The sequence below is a fragment of the Sphingomonas aurantiaca genome (assembly GCF_003050705.1).
Taxonomy (GTDB): Bacteria; Pseudomonadota; Alphaproteobacteria; order Sphingomonadales; family Sphingomonadaceae; genus Sphingomonas; species Sphingomonas aurantiaca.
Genome location: NZ_QAOG01000006.1, coordinates 90728 through 111452, shown reverse-complemented (window position 1 = coordinate 111452; position 20725 = coordinate 90728). Strand labels below are relative to the sequence as shown.

The 20725-nt window shown below is 65.6% G+C and carries 19 protein-coding genes; 10 read left to right on the top strand and 9 right to left on the bottom strand.

The window, feature by feature from the left end; genetic code table 11:
* The first annotated feature begins 67 nt into the window (after positions 1 to 67).
* The 3 genes from C8J26_RS16160 to C8J26_RS16150 are packed head-to-tail and all read left to right on the top strand — an operon-like array spanning position 68 to position 3428.
* Complete coding sequence (locus C8J26_RS16160) at positions 68 to 2074, top strand: TadE/TadG family type IV pilus assembly protein (RefSeq protein WP_082445199.1); 2007 nt, start codon at positions 68 to 70, stop codon at positions 2072 to 2074.
* Entirely contained in the window at positions 2071 to 2679 is a 609-nt protein-coding gene (locus tag C8J26_RS16155; protein WP_107959263.1) for a TadE/TadG family type IV pilus assembly protein, read from the top strand. The genes C8J26_RS16160 and C8J26_RS16155 overlap by 4 nt, the downstream gene beginning before the upstream one ends.
* Positions 2679 to 3428, top strand: coding sequence for a TadE/TadG family type IV pilus assembly protein (locus C8J26_RS16150; RefSeq protein ID WP_244185356.1), 750 nt, complete (start codon positions 2679 to 2681; stop codon positions 3426 to 3428). The genes C8J26_RS16155 and C8J26_RS16150 overlap by 1 nt, the downstream gene beginning before the upstream one ends.
* Positions 3429 to 3465: 37 nt before the next feature.
* Here the strand turns inward: C8J26_RS16150 and C8J26_RS16145 are convergent, their stop codons facing one another.
* Both C8J26_RS16145 and pdhA read right to left on the bottom strand, forming a co-directional pair.
* On the bottom strand, positions 3466 to 4896 hold the full coding sequence (locus C8J26_RS16145) for a pyruvate dehydrogenase complex E1 component subunit beta (protein WP_056414903.1): 1431 nt from the start codon (positions 4894 to 4896) through the stop codon (positions 3466 to 3468).
* Complete coding sequence (gene pdhA / locus C8J26_RS16140) at positions 4896 to 5948, bottom strand: pyruvate dehydrogenase (acetyl-transferring) E1 component subunit alpha (protein WP_056414900.1); 1053 nt, start codon at positions 5946 to 5948, stop codon at positions 4896 to 4898. Before pdhA ends, C8J26_RS16145 begins: the two co-directional genes overlap by 1 nt.
* A 267-nt stretch (positions 5949 to 6215) precedes the next feature.
* On the opposite strand from pdhA, the gene C8J26_RS16135 reads away from it, so the two are divergent.
* Genes C8J26_RS16135 through C8J26_RS16125 form a run of 3 tightly spaced genes read left to right on the top strand, consistent with a single transcriptional unit; the run spans position 6216 to position 9798 of the window.
* Entirely contained in the window at positions 6216 to 7568 is a 1353-nt protein-coding gene (locus C8J26_RS16135; RefSeq protein ID WP_107959262.1) for an MFS transporter, read from the top strand.
* On the top strand, positions 7565 to 8485 hold the full coding sequence (gene cysK, locus C8J26_RS16130; RefSeq protein WP_107959261.1) for a cysteine synthase A: 921 nt from the start codon (positions 7565 to 7567) through the stop codon (positions 8483 to 8485). Before C8J26_RS16135 ends, cysK begins: the two co-directional genes overlap by 4 nt.
* Positions 8482 to 9798, top strand: a complete 1317-nt coding sequence (locus C8J26_RS16125; protein ID WP_244185355.1) for a cell wall hydrolase — start codon at positions 8482 to 8484, stop codon at positions 9796 to 9798. The genes cysK and C8J26_RS16125 overlap by 4 nt, the downstream gene beginning before the upstream one ends.
* A gap of 77 nt (positions 9799 to 9875) precedes the next feature.
* On the opposite strand, the gene C8J26_RS16120 is transcribed toward C8J26_RS16125, so the two are convergent.
* From C8J26_RS16120 to hisI, 4 genes are read right to left on the bottom strand one after another with little or no spacing between them, the layout of a single operon-like run.
* Positions 9876 to 11678, bottom strand: coding sequence for an acyl-CoA dehydrogenase C-terminal domain-containing protein (locus C8J26_RS16120; RefSeq protein WP_107959260.1), 1803 nt, complete (start codon positions 11676 to 11678; stop codon positions 9876 to 9878).
* Between the two features lie 3 nt (positions 11679 to 11681).
* Positions 11682 to 12137, bottom strand: coding sequence for a MerR family transcriptional regulator (locus C8J26_RS16115; protein ID WP_107959259.1), 456 nt, complete (start codon positions 12135 to 12137; stop codon positions 11682 to 11684).
* Between the two features lie 32 nt (positions 12138 to 12169).
* Complete coding sequence (locus C8J26_RS16110) at positions 12170 to 12655, bottom strand: hypothetical protein (RefSeq protein ID WP_107959258.1); 486 nt, start codon at positions 12653 to 12655, stop codon at positions 12170 to 12172.
* Complete coding sequence (gene hisI, locus C8J26_RS16105) at positions 12652 to 13014, bottom strand: phosphoribosyl-AMP cyclohydrolase (RefSeq protein ID WP_056414880.1); 363 nt, start codon at positions 13012 to 13014, stop codon at positions 12652 to 12654. Before hisI ends, C8J26_RS16110 begins: the two co-directional genes overlap by 4 nt.
* Before the next feature lie 133 nt (positions 13015 to 13147).
* Here hisI and purF point away from each other — a divergent pair, with 133 nt between their 5' ends.
* Together purF and C8J26_RS16095 are read left to right on the top strand one after the other, a co-directional pair.
* Positions 13148 to 14605, top strand: a complete 1458-nt coding sequence (purF, locus tag C8J26_RS16100) for an amidophosphoribosyltransferase (RefSeq protein ID WP_055876120.1) — start codon at positions 13148 to 13150, stop codon at positions 14603 to 14605.
* Positions 14606 to 14621: 16 nt separating this feature from the next.
* Positions 14622 to 15332, top strand: coding sequence for an SDR family NAD(P)-dependent oxidoreductase (locus C8J26_RS16095; RefSeq protein WP_107959257.1), 711 nt, complete (start codon positions 14622 to 14624; stop codon positions 15330 to 15332).
* A 123-nt stretch (positions 15333 to 15455) separates the two neighbouring features.
* Here C8J26_RS16095 and C8J26_RS16090 read toward each other — a convergent pair whose 3' ends face one another.
* The 3 genes from C8J26_RS16090 to C8J26_RS16080 form a co-directional block, all read right to left on the bottom strand.
* The gene (locus C8J26_RS16090) at positions 15456 to 16700 is read right to left on the bottom strand and encodes an SAM-dependent methyltransferase (RefSeq protein ID WP_107959256.1); all 1245 of its coding nucleotides are present in this window, start codon (positions 16698 to 16700) and stop codon (positions 15456 to 15458) included.
* A 197-nt stretch (positions 16701 to 16897) separates the two neighbouring features.
* Positions 16898 to 18259 carry a cryptochrome/photolyase family protein gene (locus tag C8J26_RS16085; protein WP_107959255.1) on the bottom strand — a complete coding sequence of 454 codons (1362 nt, stop codon included), beginning with the start codon at positions 18257 to 18259 and terminating at the stop codon, positions 16898 to 16900.
* Entirely contained in the window at positions 18256 to 19197 is a 942-nt protein-coding gene (locus C8J26_RS16080) for a histone deacetylase family protein (RefSeq protein ID WP_107959254.1), read from the bottom strand. The genes C8J26_RS16085 and C8J26_RS16080 overlap by 4 nt, the downstream gene beginning before the upstream one ends.
* A 58-nt stretch (positions 19198 to 19255) precedes the next feature.
* On the opposite strand from C8J26_RS16080, the gene C8J26_RS16075 reads away from it, so the two are divergent.
* Together C8J26_RS16075 and C8J26_RS16070 are read left to right on the top strand one after the other, a co-directional pair.
* Complete coding sequence (locus C8J26_RS16075) at positions 19256 to 19750, top strand: RNA pyrophosphohydrolase (RefSeq protein ID WP_107959253.1); 495 nt, start codon at positions 19256 to 19258, stop codon at positions 19748 to 19750.
* Between the two features lie 39 nt (positions 19751 to 19789).
* Complete coding sequence (locus C8J26_RS16070) at positions 19790 to 20704, top strand: DUF481 domain-containing protein (RefSeq protein ID WP_234422641.1); 915 nt, start codon at positions 19790 to 19792, stop codon at positions 20702 to 20704.
* Positions 20705 to 20725: the final 21 nt, after the last annotated feature.

Here is a 20725-nt window from a genome sequence, read left to right as displayed (position 1 = left end):
CAGACTTACGGGGTCATCGTCCATGGCCACGCGGTGGATCGTCACATAGTCGATACGGGAACCCAGGATGCGAAGTAGTTTGGCGACCGCAGGCGGACTATTGGGGCGCCTGCGTCGCGACACGAAGGGGAACACGCTCGCGATCATGGCCGCGGCGATGATCCCTCTCTGCGCGATCGCCGGTTCCGCGATCGACATGGCGCGATTGTACGTGGTCAAGAGCCGCATGCAGCAGGCGTGCGACGCGGGCGTGCTTGCCGGTCGCAAGTTCATGACCGACAGCACGAACACCACACTTGATGCGAACGCCACCACCCAAGCCAAGGTTTTCTTTGCGAACAACCTCCGCACTGGGTGGATGGGGACGGTCAGTGCGAACTTTACGCCAGTGAAGACGACCGAGAACCGGGTCGCAGGCACCGCCGTCGTCGTCGTGCCGATGACGATCATGAAGATCTTTGCCGCGCCGAACGTCACGCTCAATGTCGCTTGCGAGGCGCGCTACGACGTCGCGGACACCGATGTGCTGTTCGTGCTCGATACGACAGGGTCGATGGCCTGCCAACCGTCCGACAGCGAGCCCGACTGCACCGCCTATGTCAACAATCTGGTCAACAACAACGGCATAGTCAGCTACAAGCGACCCGCTGCGACCGGATCCACGGGAGATTATGCAGGGCTCGATCAGACCAACGGCTATGCCGGCACAACGGGCTATTCGGTACCCGAGAAAAACGACTCACGCATCGCAGCGCTGCGCAAGGCTGTCGTCGACTTCTACGACACCATGGCGTCGAACATCCAGTCGACCACGCATGTCCGCTACGGCTTCGTAACCTACAGCTCCAGCGTCAACGCCGGCGCAGCCGTGCAGGCCAAATCGCCCAGCTATATGCTCGGCGGGCCTGGGGCTGCGTCCGTCTGGACGTATCAGTCCCGCAAGGTGACCGGCGACAAGAATGAGAACCCCGCGGTCGTGACGACGGACAACACGAACGCGAAAAACTGTCCAACGGCCGCGAACCCGACGGTCACGCGCACCCCGGCGGGTACGACGAGCCAGCCCTACGCCTATGATCCCGGCACGCGTCGCGCGTCGGTGGCGACGCGATACTGGAATTCCGGCACGTCGAAATGCACGACGTCGACCCAGTCGGTCAGTGCGGTCTGGACGTATCAGGCCTATCCGATGGATGTCACCGGCTATGTTGCCGGCGGCACGGTCACGGATCCTACCGAGATCAACGGTTCGACCACCGCGTGGCTGGGATGCATCGAAGAACGCGTCACGACCCCGAAGACGATGACGTTCAACACCAGCAGCCTGCCCGCCGATCTCGATCCGGATCTCGTTCCCAGCAACGACGACACGCGCTGGCGTCCGCTCTGGCCGGATGTCGAGTATGAACGCTTCTCGAGCTACAAGTACTGGAACACGACCTATTACAATTACACCACCAATTCGATCACGGTAAACGACAATGGCGGTGACACCGGTCTTTGGGAAAAGATGAACTCGCAGGCCAAGCAGAAAGGGGGGTGGGTTGCGTGCGGCAAACCCGTCCAGCGACTGACGACGATGACCAAGTCCCAAGTCCAAGGCTATGTCAACGCAGCGGATTTCGTTCCACTCGGCGGCACCTACCACGATGCCGGGATGATCTGGGGAACGCGGATGCTTTCGACGAAGGGAGTTTTCGCTTCAGATAATGCGCCATGGCCGGGACGCGGCGCGACGAACAAGGTGCTCGTGTTCCTCACCGATGGTGACATGTCGCCGTCGCCCAATTCCTACGGCATGTATGCAATGGAATATTACGACAATCGGGTCACCGGCGGCGATCTCAGCAATCAGAAGGCATATCATAATGCCCGCCTCCTTGCGGAATGCGCGAAGGCACAGGATATGCAGATCGACGTCTGGACGGTCTCGATCGCCCCCGCGGCAACCGCGGAAATGAAGCAATGCGCGACGACCTCGGATCAGGCGCTGGCCACCACCAATGGCGACGATCTGTCTGCGGCGTTCGTCCGGATTGCGCAGCAGGTTGCCCGATTGCGTCTGTCGAAATGACCCGCCCCCGCCATCGCCGGAGTGTGTTTGCCCGGATCCGCGGCGATCGGCGCGGGGCGACGATCATCGAATTCGCGATCGTCGTGCCCGTCCTGATGGTCCTGCTGATGGGCGCGTTCGACCTGCTGCACCAGATCTACGCGCAATCGATCCTCGATGGCGCGTTGCAGAAGGCCGCCCGTGATTCCGCCATCGAGGGTGGCGCCGCGAACGCCGCGACGTTCGATCAGCAGGTCTGGGCGATGGTCAAGATCGTCGCACCGGACGCCACCTACCAGGCCAGCCGAAAGAGCTATTCTACCTTTCAATCGATAAAGCCCGAAGAGTTCGTCGACAAGAACGCGGACAATATCTGCAACAACGGCGAGAATTTTACCGACATCAACGGCAATGGCACATGGGATCTCGATCCCGGCGTGACAGGCCAAGGCGGCGCGGAGGATGTGACGCAATATACGATGACGGTCACCTATCCCCGACTATTCCCGGTCGCCAGGCTGATGGGATGGCCTTCGACGATGAGCATCGCGTCGACCACGTTGCTGAAAAACCAGCCCTATGACTCGCAAAAGGTTCAGGTAAGCACGAACGGAAGTTGCAAGTGATGACGAAGGCCCCCTTCCCGATCGCGGCCGCCGCCTGTGTCTCGCGCGCCGTGTCGCGTACGACGCGTCGATTGCGGTCCGACCGCAGCGGACTGGCCCTGATGGAGTTCGCGCTCGGGCTCCCGCTCGTGCTGTCGCTCGGCCTGTTCGGCGTGGAGACCGGCAACCTTGCGCTGGCGAACCTGCGTGTCAGCCAGATCGCACTCAACCTTGCCGACAACGCATCGCGCGTCGGGATCGCGTCGACGCTGAGCGCCATGCAATTGCGCGAGGTCGACATGAACGACGTGCTGCAGGCCTCGCGGTTGCAGGGGAGCAGAATCAATCTGTCAAAATATGGCCGCGTCATCGTTTCCAGCCTTGAGAACGCGTCGGGCACGCAGCGCATCCACTGGCAGCGCTGCTTTGGTCTGATGAAGGGCGTCGGCTATGATTCGAGTTACGGCACCACGAAGGCAACGGACGGCACCGACGCTCTTCCCGCGAACCAGGGCACCGATGTCAGCACGGGCAAGGGTGCGGATGCCGGAATGGGCGACACCGGCGCGAAAGTGACGTCGCCGCTCAATTCCGGCGTGATGTTCGTCGAGGTGAACTATCAGTACCAGCCGATCGCACCGAACTGGCTCACCGGGCCGAAGCGTCTGCATTACATCGCGTCTTTCATCGTCCGCGACAGCCGAGACTTCACGCAGATCTGGAATCCGGGGAACGCAACCCGGTCGACGTGCGACAAATATACGGCCTGACGGGGGCCCGGCACCGTCGCCGAGCCCCCTTGGCGCCTTAGTTCTTGTACGTAACCTTCTTCGCCGCCTCGACGACCTTTGCGGCGTTCACCAGCATCAGCTTCTCGAGGTTGGCCGCATAGGGCATCGGCACGTCTTCGTTGGCGACGCGCAGTACCGGCGCGTCGAGGTCGTCGAAGCCGTGCTCCATCACCACCGAGACGATCTCCGACGCGATCGAGCAGGTCGCCCAATTCTCTTCGACGACGATCATGCGGTTGGTCTTGGCGAGGCTCTTCAGCACCGTCTCGGTGTCGAGCGGGCGCAGCGTGCGCAGGTCGATCACCTCGGCATCGATGCCCTCGGCTGCCAGTGTCTCGGCGGCTTCGAGGCTGATGCCCACGCCGATCGAGTAGCTCACGATCGTCACGTCCTTGCCCTCGCGCATGATCCGCGCCTTGCCGATCGGCAGGACGTGGTCGTCGAGCTTGGGCACGTCGAAGCTCCGACCGTACATCAGCTCGTTCTCGAGGAACACGACGGGGTCCTCGGTACGGATCGCCGCCTTGAGCAGACCCTTGGCATCCGCCGCGTCATAGGGCGCGATCACGATCAGGCCCGGGACGCTCGCATACCAGGCCGCGAAGTTGTGCGAGTGCTGCGCACCGACGCGCGACGCCGCGCCGTTGGGACCGCGGAACACGATCGGGCAGCGCATCTGGCCGCCCGACATGTAGTTGGTCTTGGCCGCCGAGTTGATGATGTGATCGATCGCCTGCAACGCGAAGTTGAAGGTCATGAACTCGACGATCGGGCGAAGGCCGCCCATCGCCGCGCCCGCACCGATGCCGGCAAAGCCGTATTCGGTGATCGGCGTGTCGATCACGCGACGCTCGCCAAACTCCTCGAGCAGCCCCTGCGTCACCTTGTAGGCGCCCTGATACTGCGCGACTTCCTCGCCCATTACGAAGACGCGGTCGTCCTCGCGCATTTCCTCGGCCATCGCATCGCGCAGCGCCTCGCGGACGGTCGTCTTGACCATCTCGGTGCCCTCGGGGATCGCCGGATCCGCCTTGCCGACCTTCTCCGCCGACGCGACGAGCTGCTGCGTGCCGCTCTCCGCCTTGGCAGGCGACGCGCCTTCGGGCACCGGTGGCGCCTTGTCGTCCGACGGCGTCTCCTTCGGCGCGGCGTTGGCCGCATCGCCCGCGCGTGCTTCCGTAGGCTTGGCGTCGCTCGCGCTTTCGCCGTCCTCGAGGATCGTCGCGATGACGGTGCCGACCTTCACGTTGTCGGTACCCTCGGCCACGCTGATCGAGCCGATCGTACCTTCGTCGATCGCCTCGAATTCCATCGTCGCCTTGTCGGTCTCGATCTCGGCGAGGATGTCGCCCGACTTGACGCTATCGCCTTCCTTGACCAGCCACTTGGCCAGCGTGCCCTCTTCCATCGTCGGGGAGAGCGCGGGCATCTTGATCTCGATCGCCATCAGTAGGACTCCACCAGGACGTCGGTATAGAGATCGGCGGCATCCGGCTCGGGCGTCTGTTCGGCGAAATCGGCGGCTTCGTTCACGATTTTCCTGATGTCCTGTTCGAGGGTCTTGAGGTCCGCCTCGGTCACGCCCTGCGCGTCGAGCAGCTTCTTGACGTGATCGATCGGGTCGGACTTGTCGCGCACGGCCTGAACCTCGTCACGCGTGCGATACTTCGCCGGATCCGACATCGAGTGGCCACGATAGCGATAGGTCTTCATCTCGAGGATGACCGGACCCTTGCCCGCGCGCACCCAGGCGATCGCCTCTTCGGCAGCGCCGCGACACGCCAGCACGTCCATGCCGTCGACCTGGATGCCGGGAATGCGGAAGCTCTCGCCGCGGCGATACAGCTGGTCCTCGGCCGAGGCGCGATTGACGCTCGTGCCCATGGCGTACTGGTTGTTCTCGATCACGAAGATGATCGGGAGCTTCCACAGCTCGGCCATATTGAAGCTCTCATACACCTGGCCCTGGTTCGCGGCGCCGTCGCCGAAATAGGCCATGCAGATGCCGCCGTCGTTCGAATATTTGTGCTTGAACGCGAGGCCGGTGCCGAGCGACACCTGCGCACCGACAATGCCGTGGCCGCCGTAGAATTTATGCTCGGTCGAGAACATGTGCATCGACCCGCCCTTGCCCTTCGAGATGCCCGAGCCGCGCCCGGTCAGCTCGGCCATGATCACCTTCGGGTCGATACCGTAGGCGAGCATGTGGCCGTGGTCGCGATAGCCGGTGATGACCGAATCGGTCTCGCCATCGAGCGCGGACTGCAGGCCGACGGCCACGGCTTCCTGGCCGATATACAGATGGCAGAAGCCGCCGATCAGGCCCAAGCCATAGAGCTGGCCGGCTTTTTCCTCGAAACGACGGATCAGCAGCATTTGCCGATACATTTCGAGCAATTCGTCCTTCGACGGCTCGTACGGCTTGGGTTCTGCCGGCCGTTCACGGTTGGTGATCGGGGGTTCGGCGATGGCGCGTACTGGTGGGGGGGTCTTGGCCACGATGTGGGAAACCTCGTTTTCCGTAGGGGAGTTGAGGGAGCCTATAGGCGCGGACGGGGCGGAACATCAATTCCCGTCTGGGGTATGCTCGACCTAAGCCCCGTCATCCTGACGAAAGTCAGGATCCAGAGTAGCGAAATGCGATCCTCCGTGGCTCTGGATCCTGCCTTTCGTCAGGATGACGGGAAGGGTGTCCGCGCCACTATCCCCACCCCAAGCAAAGCTCCGGTTGCCCTCCCCATTCGCCGCAGCCTAAAGCCGCAGGGGATGGCTCCCACGACAGACCCGCACCAGCATCCCCTACGGATCGCCAATTTCCGCGCCTATTGGCTCTCCCGCTTCACCGGCACGATCGCGGTCAGCGCGATGTCGATCGTGATCGGGTGGCAGGTCTACAACATCGCCCGCGAGACGATGGACATACGCCAGGCGGCCTTCATGCTCGGCATGATCGGGTTCGCGCAGTTCGTCCCGCTGTTCCTGCTGACCCCGATCACCGGGCTCGTCGCGGACAGCTTCGACCGGCGCTGGATCGTTCGGGGCACGACCACGCTGCTGGTGCTCACCGCGGCGACGCTGTGGTTGCTGACCTGGACCGGTCACCTCACGCTCGGCGTGCTGTTCGTGGCCGCGGTCGCGTTCGGCGTCGCGCGCGCCTTCTCGGGCCCCGCCTACTCCGCGCTCGCGCCCAACCTGGTCCCCCGCGCCGTTTTGCCGACCGCGATCGCGATAAGCTCGATCGCGTGGCAGGTCGGCACGATCGCCGGCCCGAGCGTCGGCGGGCTCCTCTACGCGATCCACCCCGAGGTGGCCTATGGGGTCGCGACGATCCTCTTCCTCGTCGCGCTCGTCTTCATGTTCCTCATCGGCCCGGTGCCGCAGCCCGCCGCGCAGACCGATCACCGCCCGCTCGCCCGCATCATCGAGGGCTTCACCTATGTCCGTCGCAACCGCCTCGTGCTCGCGACGATCACGCTCGACCTGTTCGCGGTGCTGCTCGCAGGTGCGACCTCGCTGCTCCCGGTTTACTCGCGCGACATCCTGCATGTCGGCTCGCAAGGGCTGGGCGTGCTGGCGGCCGGCATGGGCATCGGTGCCGCGGTCACGGCCGTGTGGTTCTCGGTCCGCCCGATGAGCACCAATGTCGGCGTGAAGATGCTGATCGCGGTCGTCGTCTTCGGCCTCGCGATCCTCACCTTCGGCGTCGCGACCCCGATCGTCAATCTGCTCGGCCTGACACCCGGCACGATCGCCGGCATCCCGGTCCAGCCCGCCTTCGTCCTCAGCCTCGTCGCGCTGATCGTCGCCGGCGGCGCGGACATGATCTCGGTCTATGTCCGCCAGTCGCTGATCCAGCTCCACACGCCCGACGCGATGCGCGGCCGGGTCAGCGCGGTGTCGCAGCTCACCATCTCCGCCTCGAACGAACTCGGCGAATTCGAGAGTGGCGTCATGGCATCGCTGCTCGGGCCGGTCGGTGCAGTGGTGTTCGGCGGCGTCGGTGCTATTGCGATCACGATCGGCTGGGCACGCCTGTTCCCGGAACTGGGGCGCGCGAAAACCTTTGACCCGCCAGAGATACTAGAGACCGAACCTCAGCACGGAGAAGCCAAGCCATGAAGGTCAACTCGATCCTCGAAACGATCGGCAACACGCCGCACGTCCGCCTGTCAAAGCTGTTCCCCGAATCCGAAGTCTGGGTGAAGTCCGAGCGCTCGAACCCCGGCGGTTCGATCAAGGACCGCATCGCGCTCGCCATGATCGAGGCAGCGGAGAAGGACGGCCACCTCAAACCCGGCGGCACGATCATCGAGCCGACCAGCGGCAACACCGGCATCGGCCTGGCGCTCGTCGCCGCGGTGAAGGGGTACAAAATCGTCCTCGTCATGCCCGAGAGCATGTCGATCGAGCGCCGCCGGCTGATGCTGGCCTACGGCGCGACGTTCGACCTGACCCCGCGCGAGAAGGGCATGAAGGGCGCGATCGAGCGCGCCAAGGAACTCGTCGAGCAGACGCCCGGTTCCTGGATGCCGCAGCAGTTCGAAAACCCTGCGAACATCGCCGTGCATGTCGCTACGACGGCACAGGAAATTCTTGCTGACTTCCGTGACACGCCGATCGACGTGATCATCACCGGTGTCGGCACCGGTGGCCACATCACCGGCGTCGCCGAGGCGCTGAAGGCGGAATGGCCGTCGCTCAAGGTCTATGCGGTCGAGCCCGCCGCCTCGCCGGTCATCGCCGGTGGCCAGCCCGGTCCGCATCCGATCCAGGGCATCGGCGCGGGCTTCATCCCGGTGAACCTGCACACCCAGGCGCTCGACGGCGTAATCGAAGTCGACGCCGCGGTGGCCAAGGACATGGCCCGTCGTTCGGCCACCGAAGAGGGCATGCTGGTCGGCATCAGCTCGGGTGCGACGCTCGCCGCGATCCTGCAGAAGCTGCCCGACCTGCCCGACGACGTCCGCGTCCTCGGCTTCAACTACGACACCGGCGAGCGTTATCTGTCGGTGCCGGACTTCCTGCCCGAACAGTGACGACCGCTCTGTCCGCGCGCGGCACCCGGGTGCTGCGCGCCAGCCTCATCGGCATTTCGGGTCTGGCTATCGTCGGGCCCGCGCTCGTCGTCGCCAACGCGCCTGTCGTCGTCCAGGCCCCCAAGCGGGTGAAACTCCCGCCAGGCCGGGTCGTGCCACAAGCCGAAGTACCCGAGGTCGAGCCCGTCAAGTTCGTCGATCTCACCCCCGACGACGCGCGTGCGTTCAACGCGACCGTGCCCTTCTCGACCGATCCCAACCCGGCCGCACGACCATTCCGCTTTGCCGGCGGTCCTGAGGATCTGGCGCGCGCGACCGACTGCATGGCGGCCGGCATTCTGTTCGAGGCGGGCGACGACACGCTCGGCGAGCGTGCGGTCGCGCAGGTCGTGCTCAACCGGCTGCACCACCCGGCATTCCCGAAGACGGTGTGCGGCGTGGTGTTCGAAGGGCAGGATCGTTCGACCGGGTGCCAGTTCAGCTTCAGCTGCGACGGCGCGATCACCCGCTGGCACCCGACCGACGATGCGTGGCGCCGCGCGCGTGAGGTCGCCGCAGCCGCGCTTAGCGGTGCGGTGTTCAAGCAGGTCGGCTATGCCACGCACTACCATACCGACTGGGTCGTACCCTATTGGCAGTCGAGCCTCGACAAGATCACCGCGGTGAACACGCACCTGTTCTTCCGCTGGTCCGGCTGGTGGGGCACGCCCCCGGCCTTTGGCCGTCATCCCGAAACCGTCGAGCCGGTCATCACGCAGCTCGCCGGCATCTCCGACGCGCACAAGACCGGCGCCGCGCTGGCCGAGGTGGACGCTGCGCTGGCCGAGGCATCGGCTGCAATGGGGTTCACGGCGGCCGCCGAATCCACCGCAAAGCTGACCACGCCGATCGAGGGCGATACGATCCTCGTGACGCTCCCGCGCGGCCAGACCGCCGACGGCTTGCCCGCGATGGCGGCGCAGGCGTGCGGCGACAAGCCGTTCTGCCGTTACATGGCGTGGACCGACGGGACCAAGGCGGCGACCGCGATCCCGCTCGATCTCGCGCAGATGGCGGCGCTGAGCTTTAGCTACATGCGCGATCGGGCGAGCGACTATGAACGTCCGCTCTGGAACTGCCGCCAGTTCAAACGCGCGGATACGACCCAGTGCATGGCGACGCGCGCGACGATGACCGCCGTGCCGTCACCGGCCGCTGTCGCGCCGGCTACCCCAGCCGCGACGGCCGACCTCAACGGGGTCCGGCGGAAAGCGGCTACAGCAGCGCCTGTACCGACGACCCAGCCCGCTCCCGCCGCGGTGGTCGCCAAGTAGGCGCCCTCCACCCCTTCCCGGAGAGGAAGGGGCGAAAACAATCGGGGCGGATCGCATCAGCAATCCGCCCCGTCTCCTCAGGCTGCCATGAACATTTCGGGCGGCAGCGCCATTAGCGACTCGGCACCACCCTCGATCTTGCGACGCAGCGCGCCCGCATCCGGCAGGATCCGCTCGGCATAGAAGCGCGCGGTCACCAGCTTGGCGTCGAGGAACGCAGCCTCGCCCTCGCCCGCTGCCTTCAACGTGGTCGCAGCGACCGCCATCCGTAGCCACATCACGCCGACCGCGACGATGCCCATCAGGTGCATGTAGCTGACCGCGCCCGCGCCGACATTCTCGGGGTTCTTCATGCCGTTCGCCATGAACCACATCGTCGCCGCCTGAAGCTGACCGTTCGCCTTCTCCAGCGCTTCGGCGAACGCGGCGGTTGCCGGATCCGCCTTTGCCGCTGCGACATCGTCCGCGACCAGCTTGAAGAATGCCTGGATCCCGCGTCCGCCATTTTGCGCGAGCTTGCGGCCGACCAGGTCCATCGCCTGCACGCCGTTGGTGCCCTCGTAGATCATCGCGATCCGCGCATCGCGGACATATTGCTCCATGCCCCATTCGGCGATGTAGCCATGGCCACCATAGACCTGCTGCGCATTGGTCGCGATCGCATAGCCCATGTCGGTGCCGTATCCCTTGATGACCGGGGTCAGCAGGCTAATGATGTCACCGGCCAGCTGGCGCTCTTCCTCGGTCTCGGCGCTATGCTCGAGATCGGCCTGCAGCGCGGTCCACAGGATCAGCGCGCGCAGGCCCTCGGTCAGCGACTTGCCCTCCATCAGCATGCGGCGGATGTCGGGATGGACGAACAGCGTGTCCGCCTTCTCCTGCGGCTCCTTGGCGCCGGTCAGCGCGCGGCCCTGGCGACGATCCTGCGCGTATTGCACGGCGTTCTGGTACGCGACCTCGGCCACCCCAAGACCCTGGAGCCCGACGCCGAGACGTGCGGCGTTCATCATGATGAACATCGCGGCGAGACCCTTCATCTCCTCGCCGACCAGCCAGCCGGTCGCCGAATCATAGTTCATCACGCAGGTCGAGTTCGCGTGAATTCCCATCTTGTGCTCGATCGAACCACAGGTGACGCCGTTGCGCGCGCCGAGCGAGCCATCCTCGTTCACCAGCACCTTGGGCACCACGAACAGCGAAATGCCCTTCGAGCTGTCCGGCGCGCCGGGGGTCTTTGCCAGTACGAGGTGGATGATGTTCTCGGTCAGGTCGTGCTCGCCCGACGAGATGAAGATCTTCGTGCCGGTGATCGCATAGGAGCCATCCGCCTGCGGCTCGGCCTTGGTGCGGATCAGCCCGAGATCGGTGCCGCACTGCGGCTCGGTCAGGTTCATCGTGCCGCCCCATTCGCCCGACACCATCTTGGGCACGTACATCGCCTTCTGCGCGTCCGAGCCCTTGGCGATCAGCGCGGCGATCGCGCCGTGCGTCAGGCCAGGATACATCGCGAACGCCATGTTCGACGAGATCATATATTCCTGGAACGCGGTCGACACGACGTGCGGCATGCCCTGCCCGCCATATTCCGGCTGATTGCCGAGCGTCGCCCAGCCGCTCTCGACATACTGCTTATACGCCTCCTTGAAGCCGTCGGGCGTCGTGACCGAACCGTCCTCATGCCGCGTGCACCCCTGCTGGTCGCCCGACAGGTTCAGCGGGAACAGCACTTCGGCGACGAACTTGCCGCCCTCCTCCAGCACCGCATCGACGACGTCGGGCGAGGCAGCATCGAAGCCGGGAAGATTGGAGTAGCGTGGCAGGCCGACGACATGCTCGAGAACGAAACGCGTGTCGCGGACGGGGGGCGTATACTGAGGCATGGTTTATCCTTGCGGGGTGTCTTGGGCGCGGCTCACTTCGAGAAGGGCCACGAAACTGGTGAGTTCGTCGATGGCGAGATCGATGTCGCGCTTCTGCGCGGTCAGCAGCGCGATCCGGGCCTGGCTGCGCTCGATCACGACCTGGCGCTGCGCACGCCGGCCGTCGCCGAGATCGTAGAGATCGATCATCTCGCGGATCTCGCCGAGGCTGAACCCGACCCGCTTGCCGCGCAGGATCCAGGCGAGCCGCGCGCGGTCGCGATGCGAATAAATACGCTGCGTACCGCGCCGCTCGGGGCCGATCAGCCCCTCATCCTCGTAGAACCGCAGCGCGCGCGCGGTCACGTCGAACTCGGCCGACAGGTCGGATATCGTGAAGCTCTCACGATCGTGCCGCGGCTCGATCACCGCGTAGGATTCAGGAGAGACCCGGGAGTGAGGAGATGCTCGTGTCGCCATCCCCGAACCCGTAACTCTCGTTTACGTCAACGTCAATTGCCGCAAAGCAACTTTCCGCCCGATGACCGTAGCGTCGCAGCCTCAGATCGCGATTCGCTCAAGCGGTCGACGGTCACCGCCGCCAGCGAGGCACGTCCGGTGCACAGCGACTCGCATGCCGCGGGCACCTCGGCGGGAAACACGATCCGATCGCCGTCGAACCGCGCGTCGAACGTGCACGCGCCAAAGGCGAGCTTGAGCACATCGCCCGACCGCGAGACGGTCCCCGACGCCGCGCAGGTCTGGTCCTCGCCGTAGTCGACGCTGACGCCCACCCGGCTCGTCTTGCCGATACCGACGACACAGACGCGGTCGGTATCACGCGCCCAGGATCCCTGTAGCGGCGCGTTGGGATCGGACACGATTCCCGCCGTCTGTGCCGCCGCCTCGAGCCGCGCACCCGGACTGTCCGCGACCGCGTTCGACGGCTCCGTCCCACAGCCGCCCAGGGTGAGGGCGAGCAGCAGCGCACGCCTCATTCGGCGGGCACCAGCCTGTCGCCCTCGATCCGCCGGAAGAAGCACGTCCGCTCGCCGGTATGGCAGGCCGGACCCGCCGCATCCGCGATCACCCACACCGCGTCCTGGTCGCAATCGATCCGCAGCTCGGCGACGCGCAACACGTTTCCGGACGTCTCGCCCTTCTTCCACAGCGTTTCGCGGCTCCGCGACCAGAAATGCGCCTCGCCGGTCGCCTGCGTCTCCGCCAGTGCCTCGGCATTCATATGCGCGACCATGAGCACGTCGCCCGATACGCGATCGGTGACGACCGCGGTCAAAAGCCCGGCGGAATCGAATTTGGGATCGAGCGTGAGGCCCGTGTCGCGGCTGTGTGTCATGGCGCGAATATACCCGAAACCGGCGCCGATGCGACCGTTCCGCGCGAAACGATCCGCGCACGCTTATTACAAACAGGCGACAAACGCGGGAAGCGCTCGTATAGGGCAGCCTCCGCACGACGTGAGATCCGGCATGCTGACGACAAACCCTTATGACGACGACAAACTTCGCGAAGAGTGCGGGGTGTTTGGCGTCTCGGCCACCGAGGGCGCGGCCGCGCTCGTCGCGCTCGGCCTGCACGCTTTGCAACACCGCGGGCAGGAAGCTGCCGGCATCACCACCTTCGACGGGGCCAATTTCCACACGCACCGCGCGATGGGGCATGTCGCAGGTAATTTCGACCGCGACGACGTGATCCGCGCGCTCCCCGGCACTGTCGCCTGCGGCCATGTCCGCTATTCGACGACCGGCGAGACCGCGCTGCGCAACGTCCAGCCACTCTATGCCGAGCTGTCGACCGGCGGTTTCGCGATCGCGCATAACGGCAACATTTCCAACGCGATGCGGCTGCGGCGCGAGCTCGTCCGGCGCGGCTCGATCTTCCAGTCGACCAGCGATACCGAGACGATCATCCATCTCGTCGCGACGTCGAACTATCGCACGCTGCTCGATCGCTTCATAGACGCGCTCAAGCAGATCGAGGGCGCCTATTCGCTGATCGTGATGACGCCGGAAGGCATGATCGCCTGCCGCGATCCGCTCGGCATCCGTCCGCTCGTCATGGGCAAGCTCGGCGACGCGGTGATCTTCGCGTCGGAGACGGTCGCGCTCGACGTCGTCGGCGCCACCTTCGTCCGTGCGATCGAGCCGGGCGAGCTCGTCATCGTGCAGGGCGCGGAGATCCGCTCGATCCGCCCGTTCGCGCCGATGGCGGCACGGCCTTGCATCTTCGAATGGGTGTATTTCTCGCGGCCCGATTCGATCGTCGGCGATCACTCGATCTACTCGGTACGCAAGGCGATCGGCGCGCAGCTCGCGATCGAATCGCCGGTCGAGGCCGACCTGGTCATCCCGGTTCCCGATTCGGGTACCCCAGCCGCGATCGGTTATGCGCAGCAATCGGGCATCCCGTTCGAGCTCGGCATCATCCGCTCGCATTATGTCGGCCGCACCTTCATTTCGCCGGGTGACAAGGTCCGCCATCTCGGCGTTAAGCTCAAGCACAACGCCAACCGTGCGCTGATCAAGGGCAAGCGCGTCATCCTCGTCGACGACTCGATCGTCCGCGGCACGACGTCGCTCAAGATCGTCGAGATGATGCGCGAGGCGGGTGCCGCCGAAGTCCATATGCGGATCGCCAGCCCACCGACACGGCACTCGTGCTTCTACGGCGTCGACACGCCCGAGCGCGAGAAGCTGCTCGCGGCCAAGCTCGATCTCGGCGGGATGACCGGTTTCATCCATGCCGACAGCCTCAACTTCATCTCGATCGACGGCCTCTACAAGGCGCTGGGCGAGGCGAAGCGCGCGGATGTCCGCCCGAAATATTGCGATGCGTGCTTCACCGGCGATTACCCGACCACGCTGACCGACCATGACGAGGGCGCCGAAGTCGACCAGTTCGCGATGCTCGCCGAACGCGTCATCTGATACTCCCGGAGTGATAATGACCGACAAGCCTCTCCAAGGCCGGCTGGCGCTGGTTACCGGTGCCAGCCGCGGCATCGGTGCCGCCACTGCGATCGCACTCGCGGCAAAGGGCGCGCACGTCGTCCTGACCGCGCGCACGCCCGGCGGCCTCGAAGAGGTCGAGGCCACGATCCACGCGGCCGGCGGCTCGGCGACGATCGCTCCGCTGGATCTGGCGGAAAGCGAAGCGATCGCACGCCTTGCGACCGCGATCGGCGACCGCTGGGATGCGCTCGACATTCTGGTGCTGAATGCCGGCATGCTCGGATCGCTCTCGTCGGTCCCGGCGATCGATCCCAAGGAAATGGCGCAGGTCCTGACGCTCAACGTCAGCGCGCAGGCCGCCCTGATCGCAGCGTTCGATTCGATGCTGAAAAAGGCCAAGTCCGCCCGCGTGATCGGCGTGACGTCGAGCGTCGGCCGCAAGCCCCGCGCCTATTGGGGCCTCTACGGCGCATCGAAGGCCGCGTTCGAGACCCTGCTGGGCGCCTATGGCGACGAGATGGCTGAGATCAGCGCGATCCGCACCGCGATCGTCGACCCGGGCGCCACGCGTACGAAGATGCGCGCCCGCGCCTATCCGGGCGAGGATCCCAACTCGGTCAAGGAACCGACCGTCGTTGCAGACCGGATCGTAGCGCTGGCAATCGAGGGCTTCGAGCCCGGCCACTTCGAGCGGGTCGCCTAAGCCCCCCTCCGTCATTCCCGCGGAGGCGGGAACCCATACTGGCTAGCGTCTCCGTTCAATCACCAAGGTTCGCCAATCCGGATCTCCGCCTTCGCGGGGAGCACCGCTTACACACGGCAAACGCTACCGCTTCACCAAAGTGACCTGCGCGACATCGATCCCGCCGCCGAGAAACCCGCCCTCGCAATACATCAGATAGTAGCGCCACAACGCCACGAACCGCGCGTCGAACCGCGCCGGCAACCGCCCCTCGGCAACCGCAGCGTCGAACGCGACGCGCCACCGCCGCAGCGTCTCGGCATAGTGCAGCCCGAACCCGCGCCGGTCCTCCCATACCAACCCCCGCGCCTCCGCCAGCGCGCGAAACCGCGGCTCGGACAACAGCATCCCGCCCGGGAAAACGTAACGCTGGATGAAATCGACGCTGCGCGAATAGGAGTCGAAGATCGCATCGTCGATCGAGATATACTGCAACGCCGCGCGCCCGCCCGGCTTCAACGCACGCGCGATCGCGTCGAGATAGACCGGCCAATATTCCTCGCCGACCGCCTCGACCATCTCGATGCTCGCGACCGCGTCATAGGTCCCGGTGACGTGGCGATAGTCGGTCAGCGCGACGCGAACGCCGTGGAGCCCCGCCGACGCAATCCGGTCGTCGACCTGCCGCTTCTGCTCGGTCGACAGCGTGAGCGCATGCACGCCAACCCTTGCGCGCGCCGCCATCTCCGCGAACGATCCCCAGCCGCAGCCGATCTCCAGGATCGTATCGCCGGCCCGTGCGCCGGTCCGGTCGAGGATCGCACGCAGCTTGGTCGCCTGCGCCGCCTCATGCGGCTCGGCGTCGTCGATCGGTTCGGCGAAGATAGCGCTCGAATAGGTCAGGCTGCGATCGAGCCACGTCTCGTAGAAATCATTGCCGAGGTCGTAATGCGCCGCGATGTTCCGGCGCGAGCCGGTCGGATCGTTGCGCCGCATCCGGTGCCAGGCGCGCGCCGCCAGTCGCACCACGCCCCCCGACCGCGCGGAGCTGCCGAGCGTATGGCGGTTGCGCATGAACAGGTCGAACAGCGGCACCGGATCGGGGCTCGACCAGTCGCCGGCGGACCAGCCCTCGTACCAACCGACCGACCCCGCCGTCGCCAGTCGCACCAGCGCGCGCCACCGGTGCACGATCACCACCGGCAGCGGCCCCGGCGCGTGTCCGCCGATCAGCCGCCGCGTGCCATCAGGCAGTCGCGCGTCGATCCCGCCGCTCGCGAGTCCTGCGTCGATGCGGTCGAGCAACCGGTGAAAGACCGGCGCGACGAGGCGCGCCACCGGGGACACCTGCGCGGCAGGAAGATCGTCGAAAGCGGGAACGGCAGTCATCGCGGCGCTCCATGCAACACGGGCGCGAGCGAGGAAAGAGGCACGCGTCAAACAGCCGATCATGACGGTGGAGCGACGACCGCCCCCCCCCCTATCGTCATCCTGACGAGAGTCAGGACCCAGGGTAACAGGGGCTGACGTCCTTGGCTCTGGGTCCTGACTAGCGTCAGGATGACGGACGGGCGTTTAGCAGTCGATCACCGCGCGTGCCGCCCGGCCTCCAGTGCGCGTTCGCGTCCTTCGCGGTGCCCGACGATCTTCGCCGGATAGTCGCGCGGTCGACAGCCGGACTCATCCGGATCATGGATCGCCTCGCCCGAGACTTTCGCCAGTTCGGGCACCCATTGCCGGATATAGTCCCCCGCATCGAATTTCTCCGACTGCGACAACGGCGCCATGATCCGCCCGAACATGTTTGAATCCACCCCGGTCCCGGCGACCCATTGCCAGTTCACCGCATTATTCCCGTAATCCGCATCGACCAGGCAATCCCAGAACCAGCGCTCGCCCTCGCGCCAGTCGATCAGCAGATGCTTCACCAGGAAGCTCGCCGTGATCATCCGAACGCGATTATGCATCCACCCGGTCGCCCAAAGTTGACGCATCCCGGCGTCAACGATCGGATAGCCCGTCTTGCCCGTCTGCCAGGCCTTGAGATCGGCCTCAGCCCCCTTCCCCGTCCGCCACGGCAGGGCATCGAACTTCGGCCGCCCATTGGCCTTGCCGTAATCGGGCATCGTCAGCACGACGCCATCGGTGAAGTCTCGCCACGCCAGTTCCTTGCGGAAGGTCGTCGCATCGCCATGCCCGTCGACCGCATGCCACACCGTCCGCGCGGACACCTCGCCAAAATGCAGATGCGGCGACAGCCGCGAGGTCCCCTCGATCGACGGCATGTTGCGATCGATGTCATACGCCTCGACGATCGGCGCCATCGCCTTCGCATTCTTGAGCGCCTGCGCCTCGCCCGGCGTCCAGTCATCGAACCCGGCGGACCAATCGGGCTTGGTCGGCAGCAGGTCCCAATCGGCAAGCGTTTCGCTCTTCGGCCAGTGCGCTGGCGCCGGGATCGTCCGCGGCACGGGTTCGGGGTCACCGGGCGGCATCATCTGGTTGAGCGCCTTCCAGAACGACGAATACACCTTGAACTGCCCCCCCGAGCCCGTCTTCACATCCTCGACGCGCGCAAGGTGGTTGCCATCGTGCGGGCACAACCGATCGCCGAGCGCGGCTTCGGCCTTGCGCCACCAGGGCTCGTAATGCCGGATCGCATGGATCTGGTCCGCGCCGGTTTCCTCCATCAGCGCCGTCAGCACCTCGACCGCGTCGCCGCGACGCACGATTAGCTTCGAGTGCTTCTTCTCCAGCGACTCGCCAAGCGACGCCAGCGTGTGATGCAGCCACCAGCGCTGTGCCCCACCGATCGCCCAGTCCCCCGGTGCATCGTCGTCGAGCACATAGACCGGGATCACCGGCCCCGCATGGGCGGCGGCAATCAACGCGGGTTGGTCGTGAAGGCGGAGGTCCTGGCGCAGCCAGAGGAGGGAAGGTGTCGTCATCTTGCGCCCAACGCAGCAATCCGCGATCCAGCGTCACCCGCCGCTGCGAAAGTTTCACCGAGCGTCACAATGGCCGCGACGTGGCGCTCGGCGATCGCGAGCGCATCCTCGCCATAGCCGCCGCCGACCGTGCTCGCGATCGGCACGCCGCGCGCGATCGCCAGCCCGGCGACGAGCCGCTCCCTGCGCATCAACCCGTCCAGCGTCAGCGACAGCCGCCCCAGCCGATCGCCGGCAAACGGATCGACTCCCGCCTGGTAGAGGATCAACTCCGGCCGAAACTCGTCGAGCAACGGCACCAACGTCACCTCGAGCGTCGCCAGATACGCCGCATCGTCGATCCCGTCCGCCAACGGGACATCCACCGTCGAGCGCGCCTTGCGGACCGGGAAATTCTTCTCCGCATGGATCGAATAGGTCGCGATCTCGGGCCGCCCCGCCAGCAGCGCCGCGGTCCCGTCGCCCTGATGCACGTCGCAATCGACGATCAGCACGCGCGCCACGCGGCGCTCGTCGATCAACCGCGCCGCCGCGACCGCGAGATCATTGAACACGCAAAACCCCGCCCCCGTATTCGCCAGCGCGTGATGGCTCCCGCCCGCGGTATTCGCCGCAAACCCGTGCTCCAGCGCGAGACATGCCGCCAGCCACGTGCCCTGCGGCACGATCGCCGCGCGCGATGCCACCGCCGGCGTCACCGGAAACCCGATCCGCCGCTCCTTCTCCTTGGGCACGCGCGCCTCGAGCACCTCGGCGACATAATCCTCGTCATGCACCGCCTCCAGCCACGCGGTCGGGGTCTGTTCGGCGCAGTGCCACGTCACGGCCTCGCCGCGCTCGAGCAGAAGGTCGCGGATCAGCCCGTTCTTGTTCCAGCGATAGGTCGACCGCGCAGGGGCCGGGGTGACATAGTCGGGATGGTGGACGACATGGATCATGCTCCGTAGGTAGGAGACCGCTGCCCGCAGCCCAAGCACCTGTGTTCCGGAGAGTTTCGTGTCCGACCCAAAGACCCTTCCCTATCGTCCCTGCGCCGGCATCATGCTGGTCAACGCCGAGGGCAAGGTCTTTGTCGGCCAGCGCAACGATTCGCCGCTTGAGGCGTGGCAGATGCCGCAGGGCGGGATCGATCCGGGCGAGGACGCCGAAGCCGCCGCGCTGCGCGAACTCGGCGAGGAAACCGGCGTGATGCCCGACAAGGTCGAGCTGATCGCGGAGGCTCCCGGCGCGTTCGTCTATGATCTCCCCCCCGAACTGCTCGGCAAGGTCTGGAAGGGCAAATGGCGCGGGCAGACGCAGCGCTGGTTCCTGTACCGGTTCCTCGGCACCGACGCCGATATCGACATCGCCACCGAGCACGAGGAGTTCCGCGCGTGGCGCTGGAGCGACCCGGCCGACCTCCCCCGGCTGATCGTGCCGTTCAAGAAGGCGCTCTACCAACAGGTACTCGCCGCCTTCGCGCCACATCTCGGCGCAACCCCGCCCCGTTGAGCAGTTCCCAAGCCGCAACGCTGCCGTTACGGAACCCTGGTGCGCCGCTTATCGCTTCTCCTCCCCCTCCTCGTCGCGGCTCCGCTGTTGCTGGGGAATGCGCCTGATCCGCAATCGGTAATGATCCCCGAGACGATCCGGGCGATGCTCGACGCCGCGTTGGAGGCGGGGAACGAGGCTGACGTCAACACGATCGCGAAATACGCACGCGCCGCCGATCCTCTGAGCGGCGACGCGGTGCTCGCGATCGCGGAGAAGTGGAAGGCCGACCGCGCCGAACAGCGTACGCAGGTCATCCGCCAGGCCAGCTTTCTCGACCTGTGGAGCGGCAAGGCGGAGATCGGCGGCTATATGACGACCGGCAATTCCGACACCGCCGGCGGCACCGCGGTGCTCGATCTCAACCGCGAGGGTCTTCGCTGGCGCCAGAAATTCCATGCGCAGGCGGACTACCAGTCCAATCTCAACGTCACGACGCGCGAGCATTACCTCGCCTCGTACGAACCCAATTACAAGATCGACGACCGCGCCTATGTCTACGGCGTCGCGCAATATGAAAGCGACCGGTTCCTCGGCTATTACAACCGTTACTCGACCTCCATCGGGGCAGGCTACAGCGTGCTGAAGACCGCCGGCACCAAGCTCGATCTCGAGCTCGGGCCGGCCTATCGCCACACCGAATTCACCGACGACACCGTGCAGAGCAGCCTCGCCGCGCGCGGGACCGCGAACTTCAGCGTTCGCATCCTCAGCGGGCTGTCGGTCAGCCAGGTCGCGTCCGCCTATGTCCAGCGCTACAACAGCACCCTCAGCGGAACGACCTCGCTCAACGCCAAGCTGATCGGGCCGCTCTCCGCCGCGTTGTCGTACAGCGTCCAGTATGAAAGCGAACCGCCGGTCGGGTCGGTCTCGACCGACACCACCAGCCGCGCGTCGCTCGTCTACAGCTTCTGACCCGGTTCCCTCGCGCGCGCA

Bases quoted from the DNA above. Each gene is read 5' to 3' on its own strand.
- C8J26_RS16160 (WP_082445199.1), top strand. From the start codon at position 68: ATGCGAAGTAGTTTGGCGACCGCAGGCGGACTATTGGGGCGCCTGCGT.
- C8J26_RS16155 (WP_107959263.1), top strand. From the start codon at position 2,071: ATGACCCGCCCCCGCCATCGCCGGAGTGTGTTTGCCCGGATCCGCGGC.
- C8J26_RS16150 (WP_244185356.1), top strand. From the start codon at position 2,679: ATGACGAAGGCCCCCTTCCCGATCGCGGCCGCCGCCTGTGTCTCGCGC.
- C8J26_RS16145 (WP_056414903.1), bottom strand. From the start codon at position 4,896: ATGGCGATCGAGATCAAGATGCCCGCGCTCTCCCCGACGATGGAAGAG.
- C8J26_RS16135 (WP_107959262.1), top strand. From the start codon at position 6,216: ATGGCTCCCACGACAGACCCGCACCAGCATCCCCTACGGATCGCCAAT.
- cysK (WP_107959261.1), top strand. From the start codon at position 7,565: ATGAAGGTCAACTCGATCCTCGAAACGATCGGCAACACGCCGCACGTC.
- C8J26_RS16120 (WP_107959260.1), bottom strand. From the start codon at position 11,678: ATGCCTCAGTATACGCCCCCCGTCCGCGACACGCGTTTCGTTCTCGAG.
- C8J26_RS16115 (WP_107959259.1), bottom strand. From the start codon at position 12,137: ATGGCGACACGAGCATCTCCTCACTCCCGGGTCTCTCCTGAATCCTAC.
- C8J26_RS16110 (WP_107959258.1), bottom strand. From the start codon at position 12,655: ATGAGGCGTGCGCTGCTGCTCGCCCTCACCCTGGGCGGCTGTGGGACG.
- hisI (WP_056414880.1), bottom strand. From the start codon at position 13,014: ATGACACACAGCCGCGACACGGGCCTCACGCTCGATCCCAAATTCGAT.
- purF (WP_055876120.1), top strand. From the start codon at position 13,148: ATGCTGACGACAAACCCTTATGACGACGACAAACTTCGCGAAGAGTGC.
- C8J26_RS16095 (WP_107959257.1), top strand. From the start codon at position 14,622: ATGACCGACAAGCCTCTCCAAGGCCGGCTGGCGCTGGTTACCGGTGCC.
- C8J26_RS16090 (WP_107959256.1), bottom strand. From the start codon at position 16,700: ATGACTGCCGTTCCCGCTTTCGACGATCTTCCTGCCGCGCAGGTGTCC.
- C8J26_RS16085 (WP_107959255.1), bottom strand. From the start codon at position 18,259: ATGACGACACCTTCCCTCCTCTGGCTGCGCCAGGACCTCCGCCTTCAC.
- C8J26_RS16080 (WP_107959254.1), bottom strand. From the start codon at position 19,197: ATGATCCATGTCGTCCACCATCCCGACTATGTCACCCCGGCCCCTGCG.